At 72.4% G+C, this 17,854-nt stretch carries 21 protein-coding genes; 10 read left to right on the top strand and 11 right to left on the bottom strand.

The genetic code is table 11. From position 1 onward, the window contains the following. Positions 1 to 165 precede the first annotated feature (165 nt). Genes AB0L34_RS25975 through AB0L34_RS25965 form a run of 3 tightly spaced genes read right to left on the bottom strand, consistent with a single transcriptional unit; the run spans position 166 to position 2,461 of the window. On the bottom strand, positions 166 to 810 hold the full coding sequence (locus AB0L34_RS25975) for a hypothetical protein (RefSeq protein WP_363707376.1): 645 nt from the start codon (positions 808 to 810) through the stop codon (positions 166 to 168). Then, the gene (locus AB0L34_RS25970) at positions 807 to 1,559 is read right to left on the bottom strand and encodes a hypothetical protein (RefSeq protein ID WP_363707374.1); all 753 of its coding nucleotides are present in this window, start codon (positions 1,557 to 1,559) and stop codon (positions 807 to 809) included. The genes AB0L34_RS25975 and AB0L34_RS25970 overlap by 4 nt, the downstream gene beginning before the upstream one ends. Further along, entirely contained in the window at positions 1,553 to 2,461 is a 909-nt protein-coding gene (locus AB0L34_RS25965) for an ATP-binding cassette domain-containing protein (protein ID WP_363707372.1), read from the bottom strand. The genes AB0L34_RS25970 and AB0L34_RS25965 overlap by 7 nt, the downstream gene beginning before the upstream one ends. Between AB0L34_RS25965 and AB0L34_RS25960 the strand changes: the two genes are divergently transcribed. The 3 genes from AB0L34_RS25960 (at position 2,436) to AB0L34_RS25950 (ending at position 4,680) form a co-directional block, all read left to right on the top strand. Further along, a complete protein-coding gene (locus tag AB0L34_RS25960) occupies positions 2,436 to 3,227 on the top strand; it encodes a histidine kinase (protein WP_363707370.1) in 792 nt (263 codons plus the stop codon). The two genes, AB0L34_RS25965 and AB0L34_RS25960, sit on opposite strands and share 26 nt — an antisense overlap. Beyond that, positions 3,224 to 3,892 (top strand): response regulator transcription factor, encoded by a 669-nt coding sequence (locus AB0L34_RS25955; RefSeq protein ID WP_363707368.1) that lies wholly within the window; start codon positions 3,224 to 3,226, stop codon positions 3,890 to 3,892. The genes AB0L34_RS25960 and AB0L34_RS25955 overlap by 4 nt, the downstream gene beginning before the upstream one ends. Positions 3,893 to 3,984: 92 nt before the next feature. Then, positions 3,985 to 4,680 carry a TMEM175 family protein gene (locus AB0L34_RS25950; RefSeq protein WP_363707366.1) on the top strand — a complete coding sequence of 232 codons (696 nt, stop codon included), beginning with the start codon at positions 3,985 to 3,987 and terminating at the stop codon, positions 4,678 to 4,680. A gap of 405 nt (positions 4,681 to 5,085) precedes the next feature. Here the strand turns inward: AB0L34_RS25950 and AB0L34_RS25945 are convergent, their stop codons facing one another. Further along, positions 5,086 to 5,985 carry a 5'-3' exonuclease gene (locus AB0L34_RS25945; protein WP_363707378.1) on the bottom strand — a complete coding sequence of 300 codons (900 nt, stop codon included), beginning with the start codon at positions 5,983 to 5,985 and terminating at the stop codon, positions 5,086 to 5,088. An 85-nt stretch (positions 5,986 to 6,070) separates the two neighbouring features. Continuing rightward, on the bottom strand, positions 6,071 to 6,298 hold the full coding sequence (locus tag AB0L34_RS25940; RefSeq protein ID WP_350705396.1) for a hypothetical protein: 228 nt from the start codon (positions 6,296 to 6,298) through the stop codon (positions 6,071 to 6,073). A 116-nt stretch (positions 6,299 to 6,414) separates the two neighbouring features. Between AB0L34_RS25940 and AB0L34_RS25935 the strand changes: the two genes are divergently transcribed. After that, positions 6,415 to 7,530 carry a DUF4037 domain-containing protein gene (locus AB0L34_RS25935; protein ID WP_363707364.1) on the top strand — a complete coding sequence of 372 codons (1,116 nt, stop codon included), beginning with the start codon at positions 6,415 to 6,417 and terminating at the stop codon, positions 7,528 to 7,530. Positions 7,531 to 7,546: 16 nt separating this feature from the next. Here AB0L34_RS25935 and AB0L34_RS25930 read toward each other — a convergent pair whose 3' ends face one another. After that, positions 7,547 to 8,815 carry an MFS transporter gene (locus AB0L34_RS25930; RefSeq protein ID WP_363707362.1) on the bottom strand — a complete coding sequence of 423 codons (1,269 nt, stop codon included), beginning with the start codon at positions 8,813 to 8,815 and terminating at the stop codon, positions 7,547 to 7,549. Between the two features lie 84 nt (positions 8,816 to 8,899). On the opposite strand from AB0L34_RS25930, the gene AB0L34_RS25925 reads away from it, so the two are divergent. The 4 genes from AB0L34_RS25925 to AB0L34_RS25910 all read left to right on the top strand — a co-directional run bounded on the left by AB0L34_RS25925 (position 8,900) and on the right by AB0L34_RS25910 (position 12,758). Further along, the gene (locus tag AB0L34_RS25925) at positions 8,900 to 9,781 is read left to right on the top strand and encodes a winged helix-turn-helix transcriptional regulator (protein ID WP_363707360.1); all 882 of its coding nucleotides are present in this window, start codon (positions 8,900 to 8,902) and stop codon (positions 9,779 to 9,781) included. A gap of 120 nt (positions 9,782 to 9,901) precedes the next feature. After that, positions 9,902 to 11,017: a Xaa-Pro peptidase family protein gene (locus tag AB0L34_RS25920; protein ID WP_363707358.1), complete on the top strand. Its 1,116-nt coding sequence runs from the start codon at positions 9,902 to 9,904 to the stop codon at positions 11,015 to 11,017. Then, entirely contained in the window at positions 11,014 to 12,156 is a 1,143-nt protein-coding gene (locus tag AB0L34_RS25915; protein WP_357461990.1) for an acyl-CoA dehydrogenase family protein, read from the top strand. Before AB0L34_RS25920 ends, AB0L34_RS25915 begins: the two co-directional genes overlap by 4 nt. A gap of 95 nt (positions 12,157 to 12,251) precedes the next feature. Next, positions 12,252 to 12,758: an Lrp/AsnC family transcriptional regulator gene (locus tag AB0L34_RS25910; RefSeq protein ID WP_357461989.1), complete on the top strand. Its 507-nt coding sequence runs from the start codon at positions 12,252 to 12,254 to the stop codon at positions 12,756 to 12,758. On the opposite strand, the gene AB0L34_RS25905 is transcribed toward AB0L34_RS25910, so the two are convergent. Then, positions 12,688 to 13,299, bottom strand: coding sequence for a histidine phosphatase family protein (locus tag AB0L34_RS25905; RefSeq protein WP_357461988.1), 612 nt, complete (start codon positions 13,297 to 13,299; stop codon positions 12,688 to 12,690). The two genes, AB0L34_RS25910 and AB0L34_RS25905, sit on opposite strands and share 71 nt — an antisense overlap. Positions 13,300 to 13,321: 22 nt before the next feature. Here AB0L34_RS25905 and AB0L34_RS25900 point away from each other — a divergent pair, with 22 nt between their 5' ends. Then, positions 13,322 to 13,540 carry a hypothetical protein gene (locus AB0L34_RS25900; RefSeq protein WP_363707356.1) on the top strand — a complete coding sequence of 73 codons (219 nt, stop codon included), beginning with the start codon at positions 13,322 to 13,324 and terminating at the stop codon, positions 13,538 to 13,540. Here the strand turns inward: AB0L34_RS25900 and AB0L34_RS25895 are convergent. From AB0L34_RS25895 to AB0L34_RS25880, 4 genes are read right to left on the bottom strand one after another with little or no spacing between them, the layout of a single operon-like run. After that, positions 13,533 to 14,192, bottom strand: coding sequence for a response regulator transcription factor (locus AB0L34_RS25895; RefSeq protein WP_363707354.1), 660 nt, complete (start codon positions 14,190 to 14,192; stop codon positions 13,533 to 13,535). The two genes, AB0L34_RS25900 and AB0L34_RS25895, sit on opposite strands and share 8 nt — an antisense overlap. Beyond that, on the bottom strand, positions 14,182 to 15,441 hold the full coding sequence (locus AB0L34_RS25890) for a sensor histidine kinase (protein WP_363707352.1): 1,260 nt from the start codon (positions 15,439 to 15,441) through the stop codon (positions 14,182 to 14,184). The genes AB0L34_RS25895 and AB0L34_RS25890 overlap by 11 nt, the downstream gene beginning before the upstream one ends. Before the next feature lie 3 nt (positions 15,442 to 15,444). Further along, positions 15,445 to 16,197 carry an ABC transporter permease gene (locus tag AB0L34_RS25885; RefSeq protein ID WP_363707350.1) on the bottom strand — a complete coding sequence of 251 codons (753 nt, stop codon included), beginning with the start codon at positions 16,195 to 16,197 and terminating at the stop codon, positions 15,445 to 15,447. A 1-nt stretch (position 16,198) separates the two neighbouring features. Then, complete coding sequence (locus AB0L34_RS25880) at positions 16,199 to 17,410, bottom strand: ABC transporter ATP-binding protein (protein WP_363707348.1); 1,212 nt, start codon at positions 17,408 to 17,410, stop codon at positions 16,199 to 16,201. Between the two features lie 134 nt (positions 17,411 to 17,544). On the opposite strand from AB0L34_RS25880, the gene AB0L34_RS25875 reads away from it, so the two are divergent. Beyond that, positions 17,545 to 17,739, top strand: coding sequence for a CsbD family protein (locus AB0L34_RS25875; protein ID WP_363707346.1), 195 nt, complete (start codon positions 17,545 to 17,547; stop codon positions 17,737 to 17,739). Positions 17,740 to 17,854: the final 115 nt, after the last annotated feature.

Raw genomic sequence — 17,854 nt, 5'->3', positions numbered from 1 at the left:
GCCCCGCCGGGTGTTACGGCCCGGCACCTCCGACAGGGCGTTACGACGAGGCCATCGGCCTCGACCTGCTGCAATCGGTCGACTACCGTCCGAAATGGCGGTGACGCCTGCCGCCGCCGGTAGCCGCCCCGGAAACTGCGGATCAGCTGACCCCGACCAGGGGTGTCAAGCGTCGCGGCGGTGGAAAGTGAGAGCGGCGAGGGTTAGCGCGGAGAGTGTCCAAATGATCGTGGCGGCGGCGCCGCGAGACGGGTTGAGGGCGGCGGTGTCCGGCAGGTAGGCGGCGGCGATGGTGCCGGGCCGGGCCCGCAGCAGCGGGCCCGCGATGAAATACAGACCGAGCAGCAGAATCACGGCGGGCACCGCGCGACGGACGACACTGGCGACTGCCGCCCCCAGCAGCGTGGTGAGTGTCAGGTACGCGGTTGCTGCCGGCATCCACGTGGCCCCACCGGCCGGCAGGGTGCTGGTGGCCGCCGTCGCGACGGCCACCGGGAGCGTCACCGCACCCAGCGCGAGGGCTTTCACCGCCTGCAGGGGCAGGCGCCGGGGCGTCGCGAGCAGCGTGGTGCGGATCTGGCCGCCCTCCTGGTACTCGGACGCGGCCGCCAGCACGCCGAGCACCAAAAAGCCGGCCTGGGTGTAACCGAGCGGGGCCAGGGCGGCGTCGTCGCCGAGTGGCTCACCGCGGGACTCAGCGGATGCGTACACGAATGTCAGCAGCAGGGTGGCGGTCCAGGTCAGCAGCGCGGTCAGGCGCAGCGATGGCAGGGTCAGCAGTTTGCGCAGTTCAGCGCGGGCACTGTTCATACGTCCCGCCGCTGAAACAGGACGGCGCCGATCGCGAGTAACACGACGACCCAGGCCGTCATCACCAGGCCAGCGGTCACCGGGGCGATCTCGACGGGGAAGTCGGCACTACGGATGAACATTTGCGCGCCGACGATGTCCGGCAGGTAGGAGGCGAGGTCGGTCACCTTCGTCAGCAGGTACGACACTGAGACGACGGTGCTGTTGATGATCAGCAGCGTCAGCGGCACGATGCCGTTGCGAGTGATCAGCGCGATCGCGTACGCCAGCAGCGCGGTCAGCGTCCAGTAGAGGATCGCGGCGGCGACTCGGGCCGGGGCGGGTGCCGGCACGTATTCGCCGTGCAGCACCCGGGTGAGGGTGAGTGTGGCAGCTGCGGTGACCGCCGCCTGCGCCGCGACGATCAGCACCAGCGCGGTGGTCTTCGCCACGAGCAGACGTAGCCGGTCGGGAACTGCGGTGAGTGTCGCGGTGAGCTGGCGGGCACCGGGGGCGTCCTGGCTGGTGGACGTGTATTCGCTGCTCACCACGATCACGCCGAGGACCATCGGACCGATCAGGCCGATACCCAGGTCGCGTAGGCCCAGGTCGGAGGTGTCAGTGAGGGTGCCGGCGGCGATCGCGCGGCGGGTGTACGGTGCGTTCAGCAGAACGACCGCGGGTGCTGTCAGCGTGCCCAGCACCAGGCCGACCCAGGCGGTGGGCAGGCCGAGCAGCTTGCGGAGTTCGGCGCGGACCAGGCTCACCACGGGCGATCCGCTTCGGTAGCGGTCAGCGCGAAGAAGGCGTCCTCGAGCGTGTGATGGTCGCCGGTGACGTCGGCGAGTCTGCCTTGAATCACGACCCGGCCCTTATCGATCACTATTACGTCGTCGGCGATCTCGGCCAATTCGCCCATCAAGTGGCTGGAGAGTAGGACGGTGCGGCCCTGCGCCGCGCTGTCTCGGAGGAAGTTGCGCATCCAGCGGATCCCGACCGGGTCGAGGCCGTTGACCGGTTCGTCCAGGACCAGCACCTCAGGGTCGCCGAGCAGCGCGGTGGCGAGCCCGAGCCGGCGGCTCATGCCGAGGGAGAAACGGCCGGCACGCTTCCGCGCGTCGCCGGTCAGGCCCACGACCTCGAGGACCTCGTCGGCGCGGGAGTCCGGCAGGCCGTTGCTGGCGGCTACCCAGCGCAGGTGGGCGCGGGCCGTGCGGGCCCGGTGCGCGCCGCTGCCGTCGAGCAGCGCGCCGACGGTCGTGAGCGGACGGTCCAGTTTCCCGTACGGGCGCCCGCAGATCAGCGCGGTCCCGCTCTGCGGGCGGTCCAGGCCGAGCAGGATACGTAGAGTCGACGTCTTGCCGGCGCCGTTCGGCCCGAGGAAGCCGGTGACCCGGCCGGGCCGGGCCTCGAAGGTAACGTCGTGCAGGATCTGCGTCCTGCTCTTGGTCTTGCTGACGCGATCGATCGTGATCATAAGCCGAGTCAACCGGTCATGCGGCCCTCGCACATCGGACCGTTCTCGGATCCCGACGGCCGAGTCGGTCCCTGGACCGTCAGACCCTGGTCTGAGAACTACAGTCGTGGTGGTGAACGCCCATCCGCGCCCCTCCGGGCGGTCCAGGGCCGTGCCGGTGATTGCCGCGGTGATCAGTGTGCTGGTGATGGCCATGTGTACGGTCGGCGCGCAGGGCCCGCTCGGGGTCGTGCTGCCGCCGCTCATGGTCGGCATCGCTGTCGCGGCTGCGGTATGGGCGGTGCGGCGGGCACGCGCCGACCGAACCGCCTACGAGTCGCGGCTGACCGCCTGGGCCGCGTCCGAGGCGGTACTCGCCGAGCGGTTGCGGATTGCCCGCGACCTGCACGACATCGTCTCGCATGGCTTGGGTCTGATCACGGTCCGCGCGGCGGCCACCCGGCATCTACCCAAGCCCGCCGAGGTGGAGGCGGCGCTCACCGATATCGAGGACGCGAGCCGGCACGCGACAACCGAGCTACGCCGCATGCTCACGGTCCTGCGTGAGCCGTCGGCCGCCAGCCACCGTACGCCGGTGGACAACCTCGACGACTTGCCCGACATCGTGCACGGCGCGTCGCTCGCAGGGCTTCGGACGCGGCTGACGGTCGAGCCGCTCGGCCCGGTATCGCAGGGTGTACAAGTGGCCGTCTGCAAGACCGTGCGGGAGGCGCTCACCAACGCGGCACGCTACGCGGGACCGACGGACGTGCGGGTGCGGGTGTATCGGGACGGAACATACGTGGTGGTCACGGTGGCGGACACCGGCCCGTCAGTCGACGGATGGCGGGCATCGCCGGGCGCCGGGCACGGGCTGACCGGGTTACGGGAGCGGGTCGGCAGTCTCGGCGGCACGTTGTCCGCGGAGCACGTCGACGCGGGCTTTCGCATCACCGCACGGATCCGGGACGAGGCGGCGTGAGCGGCATCCGCGTGCTGTTGGCGGACGACCAGGCGCTGCTCCGACACAGCCTCGCCATGATTATCAACAACGAGTCGGACCTGGCCGTCGTCGGCGAGGCCGGCGACGGCGCGCACGCCGTCGCGCGCGCTCGCACCACCCGCCCCGACGTCATCCTGATGGACGTCCGGATGCCGCACCTCGACGGCATCGAGGCCACCCGCCGCATCTGCACCGACCCGGCGCTGTCCACCGCCCGCGTCCTGGTTCTGAGCATGTTCGAGCTCGACGAGTACGTCTACGATGCGCTGCGCGCGGGTGCGTCCGGTTTCCTGCTCAAGGACGCCCGCCCCGAAGAACTGATCGAGGCAATCCGCCGTACCCACCTCGGTGAATCACTGTTCGCGCCGTCGATCCTCATCCGGCTCGTCGCGCACTACGTCGCGGCGCCCCGCCCGGACAGGCCAACGTCGGCACTGCGGCGGCTGACCGGCCGTGAGGTCGAGGTGCTGACGCTGATCGGCGGCGGCTTGTCGAACGACGAGATCGCCACTGCCCTGGCGATCTCGGTGAAGACGGTGAAGACGCACATCACGCACCTGATGGCGAAGCTGGCCGTGCGAGATCGGGCACAGCTGGTGATCGCGGCGTTCGACGCGGGGCTGGTGCGGCCACGCACCCGATGACGTCGTCCAAAATGCCGAGGTCGGGCGCGTTCACGGGTGACGGTCATGTGCTGGCGGAACCGCTTCGTCGTTGCCATAGAGGAGGTGACGTCATGACTGAGGGCGCCGAGTCCAACCAGCCCGACCTGGAGCGTGGCCGCTACCGGTACTGGAAAGGACAGGAGTTGGAACGCGGTGGCGGACGCGCCGAGGCGTTCAGTGATGCGGTCATCGCGATCGTCCTGACTCTGATGGCTGTCGAGCTGCTCCGACTACAGGCAGAAGGCGGCGAAGAACTCGGGACGTCGCTGTTGCGTGAATGGCCCGCCTACCTTGCCTACGCGATCACCTTCGCGATCGTCGGGCAGGTCTGGCTCACCCACCACAACATGTGGCGCTATGTCGCCCGGGTCGACCAACCACTTCTGCTGTTCAACCTGCTGTTGTTGCTGTTCGTCGCGACGATCCCGTTCACCGCCAGTCAGCTGGCCACGCACCTGCGCGGCAGCACCGCAGATCAGCGCGTGTCCGCCGCCCTCTACGTCGGTGCCGTCCTCGGCGAGGCGCTGTTCTTCAACCTCAGCTGGTGGTGGGCCCGCCGCCGTAGGCTGCTGCGCGATGACGTCGACCCCGGCCTTTATCGAGCCGTCGCCCGCAGGTTCCTGATCGGGCCCGTGCTGTATCTGGTGGCGTTCAGCTTCGTGTTCGTCAACGCGGTGCTCAGCCTGTGTCTGTACCTGCTGCTTGTGGGCCTGTACCTGGTACCCGGTCCCGGTGACGTCCGACGCGCTTCCACCTGCGGCCGGTAAACGATATCCAGGCCGCAGATTCGGGCCGGACCCGGAGCTGTTCTCGAGCACAGGGCCGCGCAACTGGATCCGCCAACCTCTGGCTGCGGGATTTCTCGCCGGCCTCGCGCACGACGCCGCCTGGCTGATCTGGGCGCTACTCGCCACCACCCTCGCCGCCCGCGTCTACGCACACATCGCGCTCACGCCCGGATCGGACCGGGCGTGTCCCGGTTCGGATGGGTTGGTCATGGTGTCACGTGGTCATCGTCGCCGTGGCCGGGCGGACGTGCCGCGGGAATGGTTCGCGGTTGGCCGTAGCCGACGCCTAGACCTCGAGAGCGCTCGACGGTGTGGGATTCGAGGTTGGCCTCGAATCCCACACCGGGACGTGCGGGTCAGCCCTGGTGACCGCGCGGACGGGGGTCAGGCGCGCTGGGCGAGTGCGTCGACCAGACGGCGCGCCGAGCCGGCCAGGTTCCACTCGCCGGCCAGCTCCAGCAGCCGGTCCGGGTCGGCCGGGGCGCTGGGCAGCGCGGTGGCCAGCTCGGGCAGCGGCACGTCGAGGGCGACCCGGACCACCTTCGGCGCCACGGCCAGGTAGTCGCGCGCGGCGGCGAGCTTGGTGCGCAGTCCGGGGGCGAAGCCGGAACCCGGCTCGTCCAGGGCGGCCAGGATGCCCGCGATGTCGCCGTAGCGCTCCACGAGCCGGGCGGCCGTCTTCTCGCCCACGCCCGGCACCCCGGGCAGCCCGTCGCTCGGGTCCCCGCGCAGGGCGGCGAAGTCGGCGTACCGGGCGGCCGGCACCCCGTAGCGGGACCGCACAGCGGCGTCGTCGCAGTCCTCCAGCTTGGCCACGCCCCGCCCGACGTAGAGCAGCCGCACCGGGCGGGCGTCGTCGACGAGCTGGAACAGGTCCCGGTCGCCGGAGACCACCTCGACCGGCGCCGGCTGGGTCACCGACAGCGTGCCGAGCACGTCGTCGGCCTCGTAGCCGGCCGCGCCGACGTGGGTGATGCCGACGGCGTCGAGCACCTCCAGGATCAGCGGCACCTGTGGGCTGAGCGTGTCGGGCACCACCTCGCCGCCCTCGGGCGCCAGCCGGTGCGCCTTGTACGACGGCAGCAGCGCGACGCGCCACTCGGGTCGCCAGTCATGGTCCATGGCGCAGACCATCCGGTCCGGCCGGCGGGTGCGGATCAGGGCCGCCAGCATGTCGAGGAAGCCGCGCACCGCGTTGACCGGGCTCCCGTCCGCGGCGCGGGCCGCGGACTCGGGGATGCCGAAGAAGGCCCGGAAGTAGAGGCTGGGCGCGTCGATGAGCATGATCGGGGGTTGCTGTGCCACGCCCGACAGCCTGGCACACCGCACCGACGTTCGGGGGGTACGGCACGGCGGGACAGTCCGGCGGTCAGGGGCGCTCGTCGCTGGAGTAGAGCGTCTCGCGGCGGGCCAGGTACTGCACCGCGTAGCTCGCGACCAGCAGCGCGACCGCGAGCGCCACCTCGATCCAGGCCGCCGTACCGTTGGCGATCGTCAGGCCGACGATCAGCAGCACCAGGCCGGCGACCGCGAGGATCCCGGACCAGAGCAGCCGGCGGCGACGCGCCGCGGCGCGGTCCGGGTCGTTCGGTGCCACGGCTGTCGCTCCTCTCCGCCGGCGAGGCGCTCGCGGCTCCAGGCTATCGGCGCGACCGGCCGGCCGCGCCGGAACCGTGCTGCGAGCGCCCCGACGAGGGGCGCAGACTGGCCGGTGTGACGTTCGTTCCCGGCCTGACGCTCGGCCGACGGTTCCACGACGAGGTGCTCGCGCCGATCCTGCGCCGGCGCTTTCCCGGCCTGCGCTACGCGGCCGGCCTGCTCGACGGCGGCTCGGAGCTGCTCGGGCTGGACACCGCGCGCTCCACGGACCACGACTGGGGGCCGCGGGCGCAAATCTTCGTGGCGGCGGCCGACGCGTGGCGGATCCCGCGACTGCTCGCCGCGCTGGACGCCGACCTGCCGGCCGACTTCCTCGGCTGGCCGACCCGGTTCGCCGGCCTCGGCCGCCTCGGCGTGGTCGACCCGGCGGGCGTCCGGCACGGAGTGAAGATCGACGAGCTGGTCGGCTGGTGGCGCGACCGGCTCGGCTTCGACCCGGCCGCCGGGGTCACCACGGCCGACTGGCTGGCCACCCCGACCCAGCGGCTGGCCGAGGCGACCGGCGGCGAGGTCTTCCACGACGGCCTCGACGGGGCGCTCACCGGGGCGCGGAGGGCCCTGCGGTGGTACCCGGACGACGTGTGGCGGTACGTGCTCGCCGCCGGGTGGACCCGCGTCGCCCAGGCGGAACACCTGCCCGGCCGCTGCGCCGAGGTCGGCGACGACGTCGGCAGCCGGGTGGTCACCGCCGGGCTGGCCCGGGACGTGATGCGGCTCGGCCTGCTGCTGCGCCGCTGCTGGCCGCCGTACGACAAGTGGCTGGGCACGGTGTTCGGCCGGCTGCCCGGCGCGGGACCCGTGGTCGCGGCCCTGGCCGACGCGCTGGGCCCGGGGGACTGGCCGCGCCGGGAGGACGGGCTGGTCCGCGCGTTGGAGACCGTCGCCGCCTGGACCGACGACACCGGGCTGGCGGCGCCGGTGCGTGCCCGGCCGCGCCCCTTCCACCGCCGGCCCTTCCTGGTCCTGGACGCCGGCCGGGTCGCCGCCGCACTGCACGCCGCCGTCACCGACCCGGCCCTGCGCGCGCGGCCGCCGGTCGGCGCGGTCGACCAGTTCGTCGACAGCGTGGACCTGCTGACCCACGCCGACCGGGCCCGCCGGCTGGCCGGCGCGCTGCCCGTCGTGCCGGACGTGCCGGACGTGCCGGACGGGCCGGACGGGCCGGGCTGAGCGCGGGGTCGGGCCGTCAGCGGCCCGCCGACACGGGGCTCGCCCGACGGTCGCCGGCCGCCCGGTCGTGGTCGGTGAGGTCACGCAGGCGCCGGACGGGGGACAGCAGCAGCGCCAGGGGCGCGCAGACCGCCGCGAATGCGAAGACCAGCAGGGTCGCGCGGGTCCCCGCGACGCCGGCGAGGGCGCCCGCGAGCAGGCCACCGACCGGGATGGCTCCCCAGGAGACGAACCGGACGGTCGCCATCACCCGCGAGAGCAGCTCGGGCGGGCTGGCGATCTGCCGGTAGGTCCGGGTGGTCACGCTGAGCACCACGACGCCGGCCGCGAAGACGACGTTGCCGACCGCGAAGGCGACGTACGCCGGCCAGCCGGTGCCCCAGGGGACGACGAACGCGCCGCCGACCGACACGAAGCCGGCGACGACCAGAGCCCGGGCGGTCCCGATCCGGGCGGTGATCCGGGACGTCAGCGCGGCCCCCACGAGCGAGCCGATCCCCTCGACGGCGAGCAGCAGGCCGACCAGGCCCGCCGGGGCGTGCAGCTCGCGCACCAGGTGCAGCGGGTAGAGCGCGAGCTGCGCCCCGCAGACGAAGTTCACCGCCGTCGCGGCCCACATGCCGGGGCCCATCACCGGGTGGTACGCCACGTAGCGCCAGCCCTCGCGGATCATCGCCCCGACCGGCGGCCAGCGGTCCGGCGCGTCGACGCGGCGGGCGGGCAGGGAACGGAGCAGGGCCGCCGAGACGAGGTAGCCGGCGGCGTCGACGAGCAGGGTCGGCACCGCGCCGAGCGCCTGCACCGCGAGGCCGCCGAGCGGCGGCCCGCCGAGCTGGGTGGTGGCGTGCGTGGCGGAGGTCAGGCTGTTGCGGGACTGCAGCTGGTCCCGGTCGACGATGCTCGGCAGGAAGGTCGAGTTGGCCACGTCGAAGAGCACCGTGGCGAAGCTGACCACCAGCGCGGTGACCACCAGGTGGGCGACGGTCAACCGGTCGAACCACCACGCGACCGGCACCGACGCGACGGCCAGCGCGCGGGCCAGGTCGGCGCCCACCTGCGTCCCGCGCAGCGGCAGCCGCTGCGTGAGGACGCCGGCCGGCAACCCGATCACGAGCCAGGCGACGTAGCTGGCCGCCGCGATGAGGCCCATCTCGAACGCGGTGGCGTCGAGCACCGTCAGCGCGGTCAGCGGCAGCGCCACGGCGCCGACCGCCGACCCGACCGCGCTGGTCGTGCCGGCGGCCCACCACCGCCAGAACACCCCGGCTGCATGCCTGACGCCCATGTCGTCCGCCCCCGTCCGCGAGCCAGTGAGTTCCAATTTGAAACGGACTATAGTCGAGGGCGACGGAGCGGACGGGGGTGGGACGTGCGGCGGGCCGACCTGGCGGACGCGGACTGCGGCATCGCGCAGGCGCTGGGCGTCCTCGGCGACTGGTGGACGTTCCTCATCGTGCGCGAGGTCGCCGGCGGGACCACCCGCTTCGACGCGCTCCACCGCGAGCTGGGCGTCAGCCGGCGGGCGCTGACCGAACGCCTGGCCGGGCTCGTCACGCACGGCGTGCTGGATCGACGGCCCTACTCGGCGCACCCGCCCCGCTTCGACTACCTGCTCACCGCCAAGGGCGAGGGCCTGTTGCCGGTGCTCATCGCCCTGCAGGACTGGGGTACCCGGTACGTGATGGGCGACGGCGACCTCACCGCGACCGCCGACGCCGCCTCCGCCGAGGCGCGCCGCGTGCACGACCTGGTCGGCCGGCGGCTGCCCGACGTCGTCCTGCCCGGGCACGACGGCCGGCCGGTCGCGCCGGCCGACGCGCGGGGCTGGAGCGTGCTCTACTTCTTCCCCGGGGCGTTCGCACCCGGGGCGCGGGCCCTTCCACCGGGCTGGGGGGAGATCCCCGGCGCGGCCGGCTGCACGTTGGAATCCACCAGCTACGCCGCCCGGCACGCGGACTTCCGGGCCGCCGGCGCGCGCGTCCTCGGAGTGAGCACCCAACGGCCCGACCAGCTCGCCGACTTCGTGGCGCACGCCGAGCTGCCCTTCCCGCTGCTGTCTGACCAGGACGGCCGGCTCGCGGCAGGGCTGTCGCTACCCACCTTCCGCGCCGGCGGCGTCGAGCGGTTCAAGCGCCTGACCCTGCTGGTCGGCTCCGACGCCGTCGTCCGCGCGGTGCAGTTCCCGGTGACCGATCCCGCCGGCTCCGTCGACGAGATGCTCGCCCTCGTCCGGCGCCGGGCCGCCTCCTGAGCGTCCGGCCGGGAAGCGCCCGTCGGCGCGTCGGGCCGCCACCCGCGCCTCGTCGGGGAGCGCCCGCCGGAGCGCCGGGTGGGCTGGGTCGGTGCCCGAACGACCGTTAAGCTGGCCGGTGTGGGATCCGAGAAGCTGTACCCGCCGCAGCGGCTGGCCGCCGCGCAGCGCGCCACCGCCGCCGCCGGGCTGGACGCGCTGCTGCTCACCCCCGGCTCAGACCTGCGTTACCTGACCGGCTACGACGCGCACGCCGGCGAGCGCCTGACCTGCCTGGTACTGCCCGCCGAGGGCGAGCCGACGCTGGTCGTGCCCACCCTGGAACGGCCGGCCGCCGAGGCGTCCCCGGCCCCGGCCACCGGCGTGCGGATCGTCGACCACGCCGACGGCACGGACCCGTACCCCCTCGTCACCGCCGCCCTCGGCGGGCCGGTGGCGGCGGTCGGGCTGGCCGACCGGATGTGGGCCGAGCAGGCCCTCGCCCTGCGCGCCACGCTGCCCGGCGCCACCCAGCGGCTGGCCTCCGAGGTGCTGCGCGAGCTGCGCATCCGCAAGTCCCCGGCGGAGGTGGCGGCGCTGGCCGAGGCGGGCGAGGCGATCGACGCGGTGCACGACCGGATGGGGGAGTGGCTGCGGCCGGGGCGCACCGAGACGGAGGTCGCCGCCGACATCGCCGCGGCGATCCGGGCCGCCGGCCACGTCACCGTCGACTTCGTGATCGTCGCCGCCGGCCCGAACGGCGCCAGCCCGCACCACGGCACCTCCGACCGGCCGATCGGCGCCGGCGAGCCGGTGGTGGTGGACATCGGCGGCACGATGCCCTCGGGCTACCGCTCCGACTGCACCCGCACCTACGTCGCCGGCGGTCCGCCGCCGGCCGAGTTCGCCGACTACTACGAGGTCCTGCGCGCCGCCCAGGCGGCGGCGGTGGCCGCGGTCCGCCCCGGGGTGACCGCCGAGGCCGTCGACGCCGCCGCGCGGGAGCCGATCGCCGCCGCCGGCCACGGCGCGGCGTTCCTGCACCGCACCGGCCACGGCATCGGCCTGGACGGCCACGAGGAGCCGTACGTGGTGGCCGGCAACGCCCGCCCGCTGGAGGCCGGGATGGCGTTCTCCGTCGAACCGGGCATCTACCTGGCGGGCCGGCACGGCGCCCGCATCGAGGACATCGTCGTCTGCACCACGGACGGCGTGCAACGGCTCAACACCACCCCCACGGAGCTCATCGCGCTATGACTGTCGACCGGATCCTCCCCACCGACGAGGCCCACGACCTGCTCGACCTCGCCACCGAACTCGCCGACCGCGAGCTCGCCCCGAAGGCGGCCGGGTTCGAGGAGCGCGCCGAGTTCCCCCGCGAGGTGCTGCGCACCCTCGGCCGGGCGGGCCTGCTCGGCCTGCCGTACGCCGAGGAGCACGGCGGCGCCGCCCAGCCGTACGAGGTCTACCTGCAGGTGCTGGAGATCCTGGCCAGCCGCTGGCTCGCGGTCGCCGAGGCGGTCAGCGTGCACACCCTGTCCTGCTACCCGCTCGCCCAGTTCGGCACCGACGAGCAGCGCAAGCTGCTGCCGGACATGGTCGGCGGGGAACTGCTCGGGGCGTACTGCCTCTCGGAGCCGCAGGGCGGGTCGGACGCGGCCAGCCTGACCACGAAGGCCGTACGCGACGGCGACTCCTACGTCGTCACCGGCACCAAGGCGTGGATCACCCACGCCCGGGTCGCGGACTTCTACAACATCTTCTGCCGCACCGGCGGGCCCGGCCCGAAGGGCATCTCCTGCCTGCTGGCCGACCGGGGCACGCCGGGCATCACCCCCCAGGCCGCCGAGCGGACGATGGGCCTGCACGCCTCGCCGGTGGCACAGGTCGCCTTCGACGACGCCCGGGTGCCTGCCGAGCGGCTCATCGGCGGGGAGGGGATGGGCTTCACCATCGCCATGTCCGCCCTCGACTCGGGGCGCCTCGGCATCGCCGCCTGCGCGGTGGGGCTGGCCCAGGCGGCGCTCGACTACGCGGTGGGCTACGCGAAGGAACGGCAGCAGTTCGGCCGGGCGATCATCGACTTCCAGGGGCTGGGCTTCACCCTCGCCGACCTGGCCACCCAGATCTCCGCCGCCCGGGCGCTGATGCTCTCCGCGGCCCGGCTGCGCGACGCCGGCCGGCCGTACTCGATCGAGGCGGCGAAGGCGAAGCTGTTCGCCACCGACGTGGCGATGCGGGTTACCACCGACGCGGTGCAGGTGCTCGGCGGCGCCGGCTACGTGACCGACCACCCGGTGGAGCGCTACATGCGCGAGGCCAAGGTGCTGCAGATCGTCGAGGGCACCAACCAGATCCAGCGGCTGGTCATCTCCCGGGCGCTCGCGAAGGGCTGACGATGCCCCGACGGGCCGGCACGACACGTACGCCGCGTCGTGCCGGCGGGGGTGCGTCGTCGCAGCCGGGCGGTTTTCCCGGTAGGTTGCACGCCGTGGAGGAGATCGACCGCGCCATCGTCGCCGCACTGACCGCTGACGGTCGGCTGTCGTACACGGATCTGGCGGAGAAGGTGGGCCTGTCGGTGTCCGCGGTGCACCAGCGGGTGCGCCGGCTGGAGCAGCGGGGCGTGATCAAGGGGTACGCCGCCCGGGTCTCCTTCGAGGCCCTGGACCTGCCGCTGACCGCGTTCGTGGCGATCCGGCCGTTCGACCCGTCCCAGCCGGACGACGCCCCGGAACGGCTGGCCCACCTGCCGGAGATCGACTCGTGCTACTCCGTGGCGGGGGAGGACTTCTACCTGCTGCTGGTGCGGGTGGCCAGCCCGACCGACCTGGAGCGGGTGCTCCAGGAGATCCGGACGGCGGCGAACGTGACCACCCGCACGACGGTGGTGCTGTCGACCCCGTACGAGAACCGGCCGCCGAAGATCAGTGCCGAGCTCCAGGCTCGGGCGCGTTCCCGCTCGGCGGGGGAGCCGGCTGGTTCCACCGCTGGATGACCCGCCGGCCGTGCTCGTGGCCGAGCACGCTGACGGTCGCGGTGTCCAGCCGCAGCAGCCCGCCGGCCGACGGCGGCAGACCGACCCAGCGGGCGCCGAGCACCCGCAGGCTGTGGCCGTGCCCGACGAGGGCCACGGTGCCCCGGTCGAGCAGCGGGTGGACCCGGGCGAGCACCCGGTCGACGCGCTCGCCGACCTCGCTGGGGGACTCCCCGCCGGGGCAGCCGTCCGTCCAGAGGTTCCAGCTCGGGTGGTCGTCGTGGATGTCGGCGGTGGTGCGGCCCTCATAGTCGCCGTAGTGCCACTCGGCGAGGTCGTCGTCGGTGCCGGTGACGGGGAGGCCGGCGAGCTGCGCGGTGCGCAGCGCCCGGGCCCGGGGGCTGGTGAGGACGGCGGCGACGTGCCGGCCGGCGAGGAACTCGCCGAGGGCGCGGGCCTGCCGCTCGCCGTCGGGGGTGAGCGGCAGGTCGGTGTACGAGGTGTGCCGGCGGCTGGCGCTCCAGGTGGTTTCGCCGTGCCGGATCAGCAGGATCTCTCCCATTCGTCCAGTCAACCAGACGTTCGTGGCGAACCCGGACGACCCCGCTCACGCGCTCTACGCCGTCTTCGACGCGGCCACCCTCACCGCCCGGCCCGATCCCCTTCAAGGCTCCTGCATGTCCTGGCAGGATCTCGTCATCGCCGAGACCGTGCTGGCCGGGGTCGCCCGCAGATGGCCTTCCTCGACGCGAGCAGCTCACTCGTTCCCGCTGCCACACACGATCCGGTGGATCGTCACCTGAGGATCCCCCGCTCGTACGCGGTGGCCACGGCTGCTGCCCGGTCGTTGACGCCCAACTTGGCGTAGAGATGGGTGAGGTGGGTCTTGACCGTGGCTTCGCTGATGAAGAGCGTCTTGGCGATCTCCCGATTGGTGGCGCCCTTGGCGACGAGTACCAGGATGTCGCGTTCGCGGGCGCTGAGTGGTCGTCCCTCGTCGGTACCGGCGGTCTCGGCCGGGTTACGGATCCGGGCGACGAGGCGGGCGGCGACGGATGGTGAGAGCACCGTCCGGTTTTCCGCCGCCGCTCGTACCGCGTCGTACAGTTCGTCTCGAGGGGCGTCCTTGAGGATGTAGCCGGTCGCTCCCGCTTCGATTGCCGGAATGACGTCGGAGTCCGTGTCGAAGGTGGTCAGTACCAGGACCCGGCAGCGCAGTCCGCGTCGGACCAACTCGGTGATTGCGGCGACTCCGCTGCCGCCGGGCATCCGGAGGTCCATCAGTACCACGTCGGGGTCGAGACGTTCGGCGAGTTCGACCGATTCGCGCCCATCGGGCGCCTCGTCCAGCACCAGGAAGTCCGGTGATGCCGCGAACATGCCGCGCAGGCCGTCCCGTACCACGGGATGGTCGTCAACGAGCAGTAGGGTTATGGGTCCGGAGCTACGAGTCATTGCGCACCAACGGTACGCGCACCGCGAGCGCGGTACCGCCTCCAGGTTCGGACTCGATCTCGATACTGCCGGCGACCCGTTCCGCGCGTGCTCGCATTCCGTCCAGGCCAAACCCGCCTCGCTCGGAGCGCGGCGGAACGTCGCGCGGATCGAATCCGCGACCGTCGTCCCGGACGTCCAAGGTCACTTCGTCGTCGAGGTAGGACAGGGTGACTCCGACTCTGCCAGCGTCCGCGTGTTTCGCCACGTTGCCCAAGGCCTCTTCGGTGATCCGGAGCAGGGTGGCCTCGATCTCCTCGTGCAGCCGCTCCGCGACGCCGGTCACGGTGAGTTCCAGCCGCGCCGTCGAGGTGACCGACCAGCGCGCTGCCGCCTCCTGCAGAGCGTCGGGCAGCGTGCGGTGTTCCAGCGGCCCGGGTGCGAGGTTGTGCACGGAACGGCGTGCCTCGCCGAGGCTGTACCGGGCGAGAGCCGCGGCACGTTCGACATGTCTGCGCGCGCTGTCATGGTCGGTGCTGTCGAGACCGGCCTGCAGTTGGGTGATGATGCCGGTCAGCCCCTGCGCCAGAGTGTCGTGGATCTCCGCGGCGAGACGACGGCGCTCGTCGTCGCGGCCCGCCCCCCGGGCCTGTACGAGCAACTGGGCCTGGAGCGCTTCGTTCTCGGCCAACGCCTGTGCCAGCCGGGCGTTGGTGCGCTCCAACTCGTCGATGGCGGCCTTCTGCTCCCGCTGCTGCGCGGTCGTCTGGTCGTTGAACCGGTCGAGGATGAGGGCGAGCGAGGAGTGGAGCGCGAGGAGGGCGGCGAAGACGCCCCACCGCTCAGGACTGTCGGGTGGCGGCCCCCCGGGCGTCGACGACTGCGAGCCGGCGAGGGTCATCGCGACCGCCAGGAGGCCCCACCGGCGTTTCGCCCTGGACAGCTGCCGGCTCGCGTCGAAATAGCCCATCAACGCGTACACGGAGAAGAAGGGGTTGAGCAGGCTCAGGGCGAACGCGATCCCGGTGCGGACGGCGAAGTAGACCGTCCTGCCTCGGGACGGCTCGGGCAGCTCCCGGAGTCTGCGGTCCCACGCCAGCTGCCACAGCAGAGCGCCTGCGGTGAGTGCACCAGCCAGGTACACGGCGCTGGAGCTCATCAGCGTGCCCGCTGTGACGGCGGAGACGAGCGCGCCGAGGCCGAGCAGCACGTAGGGGCCCCAGCGGTAGAACCACGGCCATCCCGGCTCGTTCCTCGGTGCCTCGGTCATTTCCTACTCCCAACGAAACCAACGAGCGGCGGCCGCCAGGAGCGCGACGGTCCACAGAGCGAGCACGGTGAGATGGTTCCACGCCGGCCAGCTTCCGAGGGTGGCCTGGTCCAGGGCCTGGGCGGCGGCGCCGAACGGCGTGAATTCCACGATCTGGCGCAGGGTCTCGGGCAGCACCTGGATCGGTACGTAGCTTCCGGACGCGAACATCGCGGGGAAGAAGATCGACATTCCGGTGGCGGTGGCCATTCTGGCCGTCCGGGAGACTGAGGTGATCACCGCGCCCAACGCCAGACCGGCCAGCACCGCGAGCGCCAGCGTCGCCGCGTACGCCGGCGGGTTCCGCGGCAGGCTGATGGCGAAGACGAGGCGCCCCAGAGTCACCACGAACGACGCGGCGAGCAACGCGGCCACTGCGTGCAGCGCCATCTGGGCCATCAGCAGATCTGCGGGGCGGGCCGGCGTGGTACGCATCCTGCGCAGGATGCCGCGCTCCCGGTAGCCGGCCAGCGCGGCCGGCATTGCCTGCAGGCTCGCCGTGATCATGGCGACCAGCACCGTGCTGGGGACGAAGAACTCGATCATCCGGCGGCCGCCGAACTCGGGGCTCGCCTCCCGCCAGCCCGGGACCAGCCCGAACGCGACGAGCAGCAGGGGAGGAAACGCCAGCACCCAGAACAGGGTCCCAGGCTCTCGGGCGAACAGCCGGGTCTCCGCCCTGAGCACGGCGGCGGACGCGGAAGTGCGTACGGACATGTCAGGACTCTCCGGGTGCGGTGTTGGCGGACGCGACGAATTCCTGTGGCTGGGCCCTTCCGGTGAGGTTCAGGAACGCGTCGTCCAGGGTGGCGTCCACCACGCGGAGCTCTGCCGCGATGACCTGGTGGTGGGCGAGCATCCCGATCACCGCGTTGGCGGTTTCGTCGGTGCCGACGATGACCAACCGGTCGCCGTGGTTCGTCACGGACGTCGCGCCGGGCAGCGCCTGCAGTTGGGTGTCCGGCAGCGGCGCCGAGGGGCGGAAGGAGATGACGGTCGGGCTGTCGGTGCGCCTGATCAGGCCGGAAGGAGAGTCCAGGGCGACGATCCTGCCGCGGTCGAACACGGCGATCCGGTCGCAGAGGTGCTGAGCCTCCTCCATGAAGTGGGTCACGAGGAGGATCGTGACGCCCGAGTCACGTACGTCCCTCATCAGGGCCCAGGTGTCGCGGCGTGCTCGTGGGTCGAGGGCCGTGGTCAGCTCGTCGAACACGACGACCCGGGGCCGACCCAGCAGCGCGAGGGCGATGAAGAGCCGCTGCTTCTGGCCACCGGACAGCTTGCCGAACCGCTGATCCATGAGGCGGTCGAGGCCAAGCTGTTCGGTGAGCGGCTCCCAGCTGGCGGGGGTGGGGTAGAACGCGCTGTAGAGCTGCAGAGCCTCGGCGACGGTGAGGTTCGCCTGTAGCTCGCTCGACTGCAACTGCACCCCGAGCAGCAGGGTCAACTCGCGGTGGTCGCGCAGCGGGTCGAGTCCGGCGACCCGGATGCTGCCGGCGTCGGGGACACGAAGGCCTTCGACGCATTCGACGGCTGTGGTCTTTCCCGCGCCGTTCGGGCCGAGGATGCCGAAGATCTCGCCTTCCTCCACGGCGAAGCCCACGTCGTCGACGACTCTCCTGCCCATGTAGGACTTGCTCAGCCCGTTGACTTCCACGATCGGCATGGTCGAAGCATCGCTGTTGAGCCCGGGCACCCGGCATCCGCCATCGCGCTCGTCCTGGCCATCAACCACATGGATGATGGCTCGCGCCGTTGGGCTCGTCCGATCGACGGGCGGGCGTGGTCGGCCATGCCGGTGCTCGCCTGCTGTCCGGCTCGACCGCGTCGGGCAGGCCGGTGTCGGGCTCGTGCTGGACGTGGACGCCTCGATCGTGATCTGCCAGTTCGAGAAGCAGCCGGCGAGCCTGATTTCTGTCCCCCGGTTCACCTAGTGTCCTAGGATGCCCTAGCGGGTGTGCGAGCCACCGCACGACGAGCCCAGGTTTCCACCGGCCGACTCCGGGCACGCAGACAGACAAGGGCACGGAGAGCCCGGCCCGGCGCAGGAGCAGGGGAGGCGACATGAGCTTCACCGACAAGGCGAAGAACCAGGTCGAGCAGCTGACCGGCGCGGCCAAGGAGCGAATCGGCGACGTCACCGACAACGAGCGGATGCGGGGCGAGGGCGCCACGCAGCAGAGCGACGCGCGTGCCCGGCAGGCCGGCGAGCGCATGAAGGAAGCCGGCCGCGACGCGAAGGACGCCTTCACCCGGTGACCCGGGCGAGTTGTATGGCCCCCGCGGCCACCCCCGGGGGCGGAGTATGGTGGCGGGGCCCCGCGGTGGGGGGGGGCGGGGGGGGGTGGGGTTCGCGGGGGGGTGTTAAAGGTGG

This window comes from Micromonospora sp. NPDC052213 (assembly GCF_040679695.1).
Taxonomy (GTDB): Bacteria; Actinomycetota; Actinomycetes; order Mycobacteriales; family Micromonosporaceae; genus Micromonospora.
Note: the sequence above shows the minus strand (reverse complement) of the source record. Positions and strands in the feature narration are given on the sequence as shown.

Coding starts and splice junctions, on each gene's coding strand:
- AB0L34_RS25975 (WP_363707376.1), bottom strand. CDS start 810: ATGAACAGTGCCCGCGCTGAACTGCGCAAACTGCTGACCCTGCCATCG.
- AB0L34_RS25965 (WP_363707372.1), bottom strand. CDS start 2,461: ATGGCCATCACCAGCACACTGATCACCGCGGCAATCACCGGCACGGCC.
- AB0L34_RS25950 (WP_363707366.1), top strand. CDS start 3,985: ATGACTGAGGGCGCCGAGTCCAACCAGCCCGACCTGGAGCGTGGCCGC.
- AB0L34_RS25945 (WP_363707378.1), bottom strand. CDS start 5,985: ATGCTCATCGACGCGCCCAGCCTCTACTTCCGGGCCTTCTTCGGCATC.
- AB0L34_RS25930 (WP_363707362.1), bottom strand. CDS start 8,815: ATGGGCGTCAGGCATGCAGCCGGGGTGTTCTGGCGGTGGTGGGCCGCC.
- AB0L34_RS25915 (WP_357461990.1), top strand. CDS start 11,014: ATGACTGTCGACCGGATCCTCCCCACCGACGAGGCCCACGACCTGCTC.
- AB0L34_RS25905 (WP_357461988.1), bottom strand. CDS start 13,299: ATGGGAGAGATCCTGCTGATCCGGCACGGCGAAACCACCTGGAGCGCC.
- AB0L34_RS25895 (WP_363707354.1), bottom strand. CDS start 14,192: ATGACTCGTAGCTCCGGACCCATAACCCTACTGCTCGTTGACGACCAT.
- AB0L34_RS25890 (WP_363707352.1), bottom strand. CDS start 15,441: ATGACCGAGGCACCGAGGAACGAGCCGGGATGGCCGTGGTTCTACCGC.
- AB0L34_RS25885 (WP_363707350.1), bottom strand. CDS start 16,197: ATGTCCGTACGCACTTCCGCGTCCGCCGCCGTGCTCAGGGCGGAGACC.
- AB0L34_RS25875 (WP_363707346.1), top strand. CDS start 17,545: ATGAGCTTCACCGACAAGGCGAAGAACCAGGTCGAGCAGCTGACCGGC.